The sequence below is a fragment of the Streptomyces sp. NPDC004667 genome, assembly GCF_040609475.1.
Taxonomy (GTDB): Bacteria; Actinomycetota; Actinomycetes; order Streptomycetales; family Streptomycetaceae; genus Streptomyces.
This window is the reverse complement of sequence record NZ_JBEXKC010000081.1, coordinates 23,255-32,145: the sequence shown is the minus strand read 5'-3', so window position 1 is coordinate 32,145 and position 8,891 is coordinate 23,255. Positions and strand designations below refer to the sequence as shown.

Genomic DNA, 8,891 nt, shown 5'->3' with positions numbered 1-8,891 from the left:
GGCCGAAGGCCATCGCGAAGCGACGCGACCGCAGGGAGCGCCCTTGACAGCCCGGCCCGACACGGAAGGACAGTGAGACTGACGGGAAACCCCCATACCCTCCCCGATCCGGACCAGGTCGAGTCCCGCCACCCCCCGCCCCGGCCGACGCGTACGCCCTGGCCCCGTCCGAGTGGTCGCACGGACCGAATGCGGTGGTGCGGGAGTGTCATCGGCCCGCTCCCACTCAGCCGGCTCGATCATGTCGTGCCATGGCACCTCGTGAACTCCGCCGGACACGGCCCTCCCTGCTCCCCTGGATCGGGGCACTGGCGGCGATGCTGTTGGCCACAGCCCCCTCGTACGCCGTGGCGGCAGAACCGTTCCCGAGCAGGGCTCCCGTCGGCTCCGACGGCGCGGGCGCCGTGTGCCCACCGGGCCACGGTGGTCCTTGGTGTCTCCCGCGCCTCTGCGGCCCCTGGTGCAGCCCGGCCCACTGCCCCGACGGCCTGCCCGGCTGCGACGGACCCGGCTCGCCCGCCACGGGTGAGGTCACGGTGATCAAGGAGGACGCGAACACGGGCAACCCGCTCGCCGGCGCCGTCTTCCAGATGTGGGAGGAGACCAACGGGATCCCGGGCCTCCAGACCACCGGAGCCGATCCGGACACCGACATCGGCGGACCCTGCACCACCGGGGCCGAAGGCGCATGCTCCCTCACGGTCACCCCCGGCGTGTACTACTGGCTGGAGACACAGGCCCCGCCCGGGTACGAACTTCCGCTGGACCCGGTGTTCGGCCCGCTGGTGCTACGGCAGGAGTCCATCGGCGAGGGCGTGACGGTCATCGCCGAGAACCAGCCGGAATCCGATCCGCCCGACGCCCGCCCGAGCGACCGGACCGGCCCGCCGCCCCACAGCGCGAGCCACAGCGCGAGCCACAGCACGAACGGTTGACCGACACCCTCGAACGTGACTCCGGTCGGAACCCGCCCGCCGCCGCGACAAGGCTTCGGCCAGCGCTTTTGGTGCAGATTCGGGACGGAGTGAGCGGTAGGGGCCGTGCGGGACGGGCATGGCATCCCCTGTGACCCTCCTCCGTGACATGCGCTACCCCACCCCGCAGGAACTCGCCCTGGCCGCACGGGCGCTGGTGGCCGAACATCCCGACCGCGCCGGACTCCGGCAGACCGGCGCCTCCCGGGCCGGCCGGCCGCTGTGGCTGCTCTCCGTCGAGGGGAGGGGCGGCGGCGGCACGCGCCCGGTGCTCGTCGTCGCCGGGGCCCATGCCAACGAACCCGTCGGCGGGGCCACCGCCCTGGAGCTCGCGCGGCGGGTGATCCGGGACGGCGGTGGCGGTGGCGGGGCTGACTGGCACTTCCTGCTCTGCGCCGATCCGGACGGCGCCGACCTGCACCGCACACCGCACCCCCGTTCACTGCTGGACTACCACCACAACTTCTTCCGGCCACCCGGGCCCGAACAGCCGGAGTGGGCACCGTCGTTACTCACCCCGGACCGGCTCCCGCCCGAGACGCGCGCGCTGACGGCCCTCCTCGACGAACTGCGCCCCGCCCTGCAGGTCTCCCTGCACGCAACGGACCTCGGCGGGTCCTGGGTTCAGCTCACCCGCGACGTCCCCGGCCTCGCCGAGCCCTTCGCGAAGTCGGCCGCCGAGCTGCGGATCCCGGTGGAGACCGGGGCTTCCGACGCGGCCGGCTGGGTCTCCCCCGGGCCCGGGATCTTCGTGATGCCGGAGACGGGGGCCGGCCCCGCGGGGGCGTTCCACCCGGAGGACACCCGGCTCAGCACCTGGTGCCACGCGGGCACGACGGCGATCGTCGAAGTCCCCATGTGGGCCTCGGACCTGGTGGACGACCCGGCCCCGCACCCGGACCCGCGGGGCGCCCTGCGGATGCTGGCGGGCCGGCTCGCCGAGGACTCCGGGCGGGTGGCCGGCCTGCGCTCCGGAGCCCGGGGCACCGACCCCGGGTCCGCCGCGCTGCTGCGCGCCGTGGACTGGACGCTCGGGCTGATCCCCCGGATCACGGCGGAGTGGACGGGGTCCGGAGCCCCGGCCGAGGCCACGGCGGCGGCGGTCGGCAGCATCGACGCGTTCGGGCGCAGACTGTCGCTGCGCGCCGCCGCGATGCTGCTACGGGTGCTGCGGACCCAGGGGCATCCGGCGGCGCCAGGCCTGGACCGGCTGATGACGGGGTGGTGCGAGGAGTTCGCGGCCCGCTTCCAGGCCCGCTGGGTACCGGTGGCCACGCAGGTGGAACACCAGGTCAGGACGGTCCTGGCCACGTACGAGCGGCTCTAGACCGGGCCGGGGACCCGGTCGGCCCCGCCCGTCACGAGCGGGGCCCGTCCCTTCGGCGGTCAGGCGACCCAGCCCCGGGCGACGACGACCGCCACACAGGCGATCCACGCGACCGCCCCGAGGGTCACGGCCACCGCCGCCCACCTGCCCCTGCGCGCCCGGTCCCGGTACCCGCCGTCGCCCCTCACCGGGTCGCCCCGGACGTGTGCGGGTGGTTCGCCAGCTCGGCGTTCTGGACCGTGACGGCGGACAGGTTCCCGACCGCCCAGGCGAGCCGCCTGGTCTCCGCCAGCGCCTCACAGACCCCGCACCCGGGGGTCGGAGCCGGGTCCAACGGGTCCTGCGGGTGCGGGCGTGCGTTCGCTTCGTACACCGCCGCTCCTCTCCGTAGTCATTCCGCTACCAAGGAGCACCAGGGTGGCCTAGGGTCGGGGAACCCTTCAAGTAATCGCCAGGGAAGGAAGAGTTGAGCCCGCCATGGTCAACCGCAAGCAGCTCCGACCCGAAAGCAGCCCGGCAGCCGCCTATGGAGCACAGGTCCGCAGGTCGAGGGAGGCCCGCGGGTGGAGCCAGGAGGACCTGGCCAGACGGATGGGTTGCTCCAGCCAACACGTCTCGGCCGTCGAAACTGCCCGCAAACCGCCAACCCTTCCTTTCTCGCGCAAGGCTGACGTCGTGTTCGGCACCGCAGGGAGCACGGATTCCTTCGAGCGCGAGTGGCGAACCATCCGGCACGGAAGCCTGCTGGAGGGCTTTCCCGAGTACGTGGTCCACGAGGGACGGGCGGTCGAGCTGCGACTGTTCGAAATCGGCATCGTCCCGGGCCTGTTGCAGACACCGGAGTACGCGCGGGTCCTGGCGGACAGTGCCGTGCGACGAGGAGCCATCACACCGGAGCAGGCCGCCGAACGGGTCTCCTTCCTGGCGCAGCGACAGGCGGCGCTGGAACGGGCCCGTCCACCCATGATGTTCGTCGTGATGGACGAGAGCTGCATCCGTCGGCCGGTCGGCGGGCCCGAGATCATGGACGCGCAGCTGGAACGGCTGGTGGCGTTCGCCGATCACCCCGCCACCATGCTCCAGGTGGCGCCGTACGGCATCGGCGAGCGCCGCACGTTCGACCTGCCGGTCAACCTGCTGACGCTCCCCGACCGGTCCGTCGTCGCGTACGCCGAGTCTCAGGCGCAGGGGCACCTGGACCGGGAAACGGCATCGGTGTTGCCCATGCTGACGGCCTACCATCAACTACAGGCTGAGGCGCTGTCGCAGGCGGCATCTGTGGCCATGATCCGCGAGCTACGAAAGGGCACCCCGTGACCACCTCGTCCGACTCCACCCGTTGGTTCAAGTCCTCGTACAGCAACAACGGCGGCAACTGCGTCGAGGTTCGCGGCGACCTCGCCATCACGCTCGGTGTCGTCCCCCTCCGCGACTCCAAGACCCCCGGCGGCCCCGTCCTGAACGTCACCGCCGACGCGTTCGCCGTGTTCGTGGCCGGCGTCAAGGCCGGAGCTCACGGGGCCGTCTGACCAACCCCGGCCCCGGCCCCGCCGGGGCCGGCCGGGCGTCAGCCCACCGGCCAGGCGTAGCGGCGCTTGGGGTGGGACGCCGCGCCGAGGCGGTCGTAGAACCTGATCGCCCCTTCGTTCCAGTCGGGGGTCTGCCATTCGACGTGGCCGAGGCCCCGTTCGCGGGCGAGGTCCGCCACCGCGGCCATCAGGGCGGCGCCGAGGCCGTGGCCCCGGGCGTCCTCGGCGAGGTAGAGGCAGTCCATGTGGAGGTAGGAGCGGGCGTCCCAGAAGGCGAACTCCTCCGAGCAGGCGGCGTATCCGGCGACCTCCCCGTCCGGGGTCTCGGCCAGCAGCACCCACAGCCGGGCGTCCCGCGCGAAGAGCAGGGGGCCGAGGCGGTCGGCGAGGCCGGGCGGGCGCGGCGCGGACCGCTCGTAGGCGACGTGCTCGTGGATGAGTTCGACGAGGCGCGGCAGGTCCTCGGGGCGGGCGGGACGCACTGTGGGTGTGGGATGCATGGGCGCCATCCTCCGGCCTGCCCCGAGCCCGGAGCCACCCGGGCCACCCGAGCCCCGTAGCCCCTACTCCGACGAGAGCCGGAACAGCACCCGCCCGAAGCCGATCTGGTCGCCGTCGCGGACCACGGTCGAGCCCGTGACGCGGCGGCCGTTGACGGTGGTGCCGTTGGTGGAGCCGAGGTCCTTGAGGATCCAGGTGCCGTCGCGCAGGCTCAGCTCGGCGTGCGCGCGCGAGACCGTCTCGTGGCTGAGCCGCAGCCCGTTGCCGGGGTCGCGGCCGATCCGCAGCGGGCCGGCGCCCGGGTGCGGGAACAGCAGCCGGGGCAGCCGTTCGGTCTGCCAGGCGCGCCGTACGCCGGCGGACACGGCCGAGGCCCGGCCCACCCAGCCGAACAGCCGACTGGTCCAGGGGGCTTCGTCGCGCCCGCGCACGTGCAGGTCGGCGGTGAGCACGGCGAGGTCCTCGGCGCGCCGGGCGACGAGGGCGAGTTCCATGCGGCGCAGGAAGGTGTCGTGCGACAGCTTCCCGAGGGCCGCCCCCTCCCTGAGCTGGCCCAGCGCCAGGTCCCGCTCCTGGTCGGACAGGCGGGGGGCGGGGAAGGCGGGGAACTCGAAACTCGACGTCACAGGGTGATTGTCGGCCCGTCGGGTGCGGAGTGTCCAGAACTCCCCCGGTGGGCCCGGAATGATGGGCACGATTACGCATGCTGGACACCGCCGGAGACGAGGGGACCGTCCGTGCAGTTCGAGGTGTGGGCACCGCTGACAGGTCGGGTCGCCATGCGACTGAACGACGCCGACTACGAGATGACGCCCGATCCGGGCCCGGACCGCGCGGGCTGGTGGACCGTGGAGGCACCGGCGGCGGACGGCGACCGGTACGGGTTCCGGCTGGGCGACGACCCGGTGGTGCGCCCGGATCCGCGCGGGCGGCGGCTGCCGGACGGCCCCGACGGCCTGTCGGCGGTGGTGGACTTCGGGCCGCTCACCCCGGAGGGCCCCGCTCCGCGCACCCCGTTGCAGGACGCGGTCCTGTACGAGCTGCACATCGGCACCTTCACCCCCGAGGGCACCTTCGACGCGGCCGCCGCCCGCCTCGGGCACCTCGGCGCGCTCGGGGTCACGCACGTGGAGCTGATGCCGGTCTGCCCCTTCCCGGGACGGCACGGCTGGGGGTACGACGGGGTCGCGCCGTGGGCGGTGCACGAGCCGTACGGGGGTCCGGCGGGCCTGGCCCGGTTCGTGGCGGCGGCGCACGCGGCGGGGCTGGGGGTGGTGCTGGACGTGGTCCACAACCACCTGGGCCCCTCCGGGAACCACCTCCCGGCCTTCGGCCCCTATTTCACCGACACCCACCACACCCCCTGGGGCGCGGCGGTGAACCTGGACGCGCCCGGTTCCGACGAGGTCCGCGCGTACCTGACCGGCAGTGCGCTGGCGTGGATGCGGGACTACCGGATCGACGGCCTGCGGCTGGACGCGGTGCACGCGCTGGCCGACGGGCGGGCGCTGACCTTCCTGGAGGAGCTGGCGGCGGCGGTGGACGGGCTGGCGGTGGAGACGGCCCGGCCGCTGTTCCTGATCGCGGAGTCCGACCAGTGCGACCCCCGGCTGACCACGCCCCGCGCGGCGGGCGGGCTGGGCCTGCACGCGCAGTGGAACGACGACTTCCACCACGCGCTGCACTGCTCGCTGACCGGCGAATCGCAGGCGTACTACGCGGACTTCGCCGAGGCGCCCCTCGGGGCCCTGGCCAAGACGCTGACCCGGGCGTTCTTCCACGACGGCACCTGGTCCTCCTTCCGGGGCCGTACCCACGGCCGGCCGGTCGACCGGCGGCGCACGCCCGCGCACCGGTTCCTCGGCTACGCGCAGACCCACGACCAGATCGGCAACCGGGCGCTGGGCGACCGCCTGGGCGCCTCCCTCTCCCCCGGGCTGCTGGCCTGCGCGGCGGCGCTCACGCTGACCGGGCCGTTCGTGCCGATGCTGTTCATGGGTGAGGAGTGGGGGGCCCGGACGCCCTGGCAGTACTTCACCGACCACCCGGACCCGGAGCTCGCGGAGGCGGTGCGCACGGGCCGGCGCCGGGAGTTCGCGGCGCACGGCTGGAAGGCGGAGGAGGTCCCGGACCCGCAGGACCCGGCGACCCGGGAGCGGTCCTGCCTGGACTGGTCGGAGCACGGGGAGGCCCCGCACGCCCGGCTGCTGGACTGGTACCGGACCCTGGTCGCGCTGCGCCGCGCGCAGCCGGACCTGCGCGACCCGGACCTGGCCGCGGTCCGGGTCGCCTACGACGAGGAGCGCCGCTGGGTGACCTTCCGGCGGGGCGACGTCCGGGTGGCGGTGAACATGTCGCCGGAGCCGGTGACGATCGCGCTGGGCCGCAACGGGGTGCGGGTGCTGGCCGCCTGGGAGCCGCTGGAGCACCCGGGGCCGGACGGGCGGATCCACCTGCCGGGCGAGTCGGCGGTGGTACTGGGACCGTAGCGGCCGTAGGGGCTACTCGACGATCGCGAGTTCGCGCGGGGCGTTGTTCAGCCGGCGGCCGCCGTCCTCGGTGACGGTCACGATGTCCTCGATGCGGACGCCGAACCGGCCGGGCAGGTAGATGCCCGGTTCGACGGAGAAGCACATGCCGGGCAGGAGGGGCTGCTCCTCGCCCTCGATCATGTAGGGCGGCTCGTGGGTGGTGACGCCGATGCCGTGGCCGGTGCGGTGGATGAACCGCTCGCCGTAGCCGAACTCGGTGATCACCGCGCGGGCGGCCCGGTCCACGTCCTGGCAGGCCGCTCCGGGGCGGACGGCGGCGAAGCCGGCCTGCTGGGCCTCGCGGACGATGTCGTGGACGCGCTGCTCCTCCGGGGTGGGCTCGCCGACGTGGACGGTGCGGGAGATGTCGGAGCCGTAGCCGTGCTTGAGGCCGCCGAAGTCGAGGACGACCATGTCCCCGCGCTCGATGACGCGTTCGCCCGCCTCGTGGTGCGGGTTGGCGCCGTTGGGGCCGGAGCCGACGACGGTGAAGTCCACCTGGGAGTGGCCGTGTACGTGGAGCAGGTCGGCGAGGTCGGCGGCCACGTCGCTCTCGCGGCGGCCGGCGAAGGGGACGTGCAGGATCTGCGCGTAGGTGGCGTCGGCGGCCTCTCCGGCGGCGGCGAGGCGCGCCAGTTCCCGTTCGTCCTTGACGGCGCGCAGCATCGGCAGGGCGTCGGTGAGGGGGGTGTAGGAGGTGGTGGGCAGCTCCCCCTGCAGGCCGAGGAGGTGCAGGGCCCAGGTGTTGTCGCTGACGCCGAAGCGGCCGGTGACGTCGAGCAGGGGTGCGGTGATCCCGTACGGGTTCTTGCCGTCGGTCCAGTCGCGCAGGGTCAGGGCGCCCGCGCCGGGTGCCTTGGCCGCGTCGGGGGCCTCCAGGGCGGGGACGACGAGGACGGGGTCCTGGCCGGCGGCGAGGACGAGCAGGGTGAGCCGCTCGGTGTCGACGGGGCGGTATCCGGTCAGGTGGGTGAGGTCCGGCCCGGGGGCGATGAGCAGCCCGGCCAGTCCGGCGTCGGCGGCGCTCTGCGCGGCGGCGGCCATCCGGGCGGCGTAGTCGGCGGTGGTGAAGGGGGCGGTGTCGGCGTGGACCGGGTCAGGAGTCATACGGGGATCCTGCCGCGAGGCGGGCGGCGAGCGCAGCGGCCGCGCCGGACAAAGTGGCGGGCGCGAGCAGTTCCGTACGGTGCACCAGGCGCGGGGCGGCGATCGGTACGCAGACCCCCGCGCCGGCGGCTTCGGCGACGCGGCGGGGCAGCAGGACGAGGCCGTGTCCGGCGGCTGCGAGGGCGCACAGGGCGCGCAGGTCGGTGCCCTCGTAGCGCAGGGCGCGCCGGGCGGCGGTGAGCGGCAGGCCCACGTCGGGGGCGTCGAGCCAGCGGGCGTCGGCGAGGTCGTCGAGGCGGACGGCGTCGCGGCCGGCGAAGGGGTGCCCGGCGGGGAGCAGCACGGCAAGCTCCTCCTCGTCCACCCCGGTGACCCGCAGCGGGGCCACGTCGGGCAGCCGGAGCGGATCGCTGGGGGCGGCCGGGCCGTCGACGAGGCCGAGGTCGCAGTCCCCGGCGGCGACGGCGGCGGGCACGGCGTCGGGGGGCAGGATCCGCAGGGTGACGCCGGTGGTGGGCAGGGCGGCGAGCAGCCGGGGGCCGACGGCGAGCGGGGAGGCGGCGAGGGTGACCCGGCCGGGCGGTGCGGCGGCCAGGCGCAGGACGTCGGCGCGGGCGGCGTCGAGCCTCAGCAGCAGCGGCCCGGCGTGTTCCAGCAGCCGCGCTCCGGCGGGGGTGGGTGCGACGGGGCGGCGGGTGAGCAGCTCGGTCCGCAGGTCGGCCTCCAGTGCGGCGATGTGCTGCGAGACGGCGGACTGGGTGTAGCCGAGTTCGCGGGCGGCGGCGGAGAAGGAGGAGAGGCGGGCCACGGCGACGAAGGTGCGGAGCAGGTGCGGGTCCATGCCCTCAGGATGTCATCAGCGTTGCTTATCGATGGTGCAGGAACAATCGTTGGCGCTGAAGTGGGATCGGCCCGCAGGATG

At 74.4% G+C, this 8,891-nt stretch carries 10 protein-coding genes; 5 read left to right on the top strand and 5 right to left on the bottom strand.

Translation table 11 applies throughout. The annotated features are described in order from the left end of the window. Positions 1-251: 251 nt before the first annotated feature. Positions 252-935: a prealbumin-like fold domain-containing protein gene (locus tag ABZW32_RS32005; RefSeq protein ID WP_356222720.1), complete on the top strand. Its 684-nt coding sequence runs from the start codon at positions 252-254 to the stop codon at positions 933-935. Positions 936-1,065: 130 nt separating this feature from the next. Then, on the top strand, positions 1,066-2,301 hold the full coding sequence (locus tag ABZW32_RS32000; protein WP_356222723.1) for a M14 family zinc carboxypeptidase: 1,236 nt from the start codon (positions 1,066-1,068) through the stop codon (positions 2,299-2,301). 184 nt (positions 2,302-2,485) lie between these two features. Here the strand turns inward: ABZW32_RS32000 and ABZW32_RS31995 are convergent, their stop codons facing one another. Then, positions 2,486-2,674, bottom strand: coding sequence for a hypothetical protein (locus ABZW32_RS31995; RefSeq protein ID WP_356222718.1), 189 nt, complete (start codon positions 2,672-2,674; stop codon positions 2,486-2,488). A 104-nt stretch (positions 2,675-2,778) separates the two neighbouring features. Here ABZW32_RS31995 and ABZW32_RS31990 point away from each other — a divergent pair, with 104 nt between their 5' ends. Together ABZW32_RS31990 and ABZW32_RS31985 are read left to right on the top strand one after the other, a co-directional pair. Next, positions 2,779-3,618, top strand: coding sequence for a helix-turn-helix transcriptional regulator (locus tag ABZW32_RS31990; protein ID WP_356222715.1), 840 nt, complete (start codon positions 2,779-2,781; stop codon positions 3,616-3,618). Next, positions 3,615-3,830, top strand: coding sequence for a DUF397 domain-containing protein (locus ABZW32_RS31985; RefSeq protein ID WP_356222714.1), 216 nt, complete (start codon positions 3,615-3,617; stop codon positions 3,828-3,830). Before ABZW32_RS31990 ends, ABZW32_RS31985 begins: the two co-directional genes overlap by 4 nt. Positions 3,831-3,868: 38 nt before the next feature. Here ABZW32_RS31985 and ABZW32_RS31980 read toward each other — a convergent pair whose 3' ends face one another. Further along, positions 3,869-4,330 (bottom strand): GNAT family N-acetyltransferase, encoded by a 462-nt coding sequence (locus tag ABZW32_RS31980; protein WP_356222711.1) that lies wholly within the window; start codon positions 4,328-4,330, stop codon positions 3,869-3,871. 63 nt (positions 4,331-4,393) lie between these two features. Continuing rightward, the gene (locus tag ABZW32_RS31975) at positions 4,394-4,957 is read right to left on the bottom strand and encodes a DUF1707 and FHA domain-containing protein (RefSeq protein WP_356222708.1); all 564 of its coding nucleotides are present in this window, start codon (positions 4,955-4,957) and stop codon (positions 4,394-4,396) included. A 153-nt stretch (positions 4,958-5,110) separates the two neighbouring features. Here ABZW32_RS31975 and treZ point away from each other — a divergent pair, with 153 nt between their 5' ends. After that, on the top strand, positions 5,111-6,820 hold the full coding sequence (gene treZ, locus ABZW32_RS31970; RefSeq protein WP_356222705.1) for a malto-oligosyltrehalose trehalohydrolase: 1,710 nt from the start codon (positions 5,111-5,113) through the stop codon (positions 6,818-6,820). 12 nt (positions 6,821-6,832) lie between these two features. Here the strand turns inward: treZ and ABZW32_RS31965 are convergent, their stop codons facing one another. Next, complete coding sequence (locus tag ABZW32_RS31965; protein ID WP_356222702.1) at positions 6,833-7,969, bottom strand: aminopeptidase P family protein; 1,137 nt, start codon at positions 7,967-7,969, stop codon at positions 6,833-6,835. Then, entirely contained in the window at positions 7,959-8,810 is an 852-nt protein-coding gene (locus ABZW32_RS31960) for a LysR family transcriptional regulator (RefSeq protein ID WP_356222700.1), read from the bottom strand. Before ABZW32_RS31960 ends, ABZW32_RS31965 begins: the two co-directional genes overlap by 11 nt. Positions 8,811-8,891 lie beyond the last annotated feature (81 nt).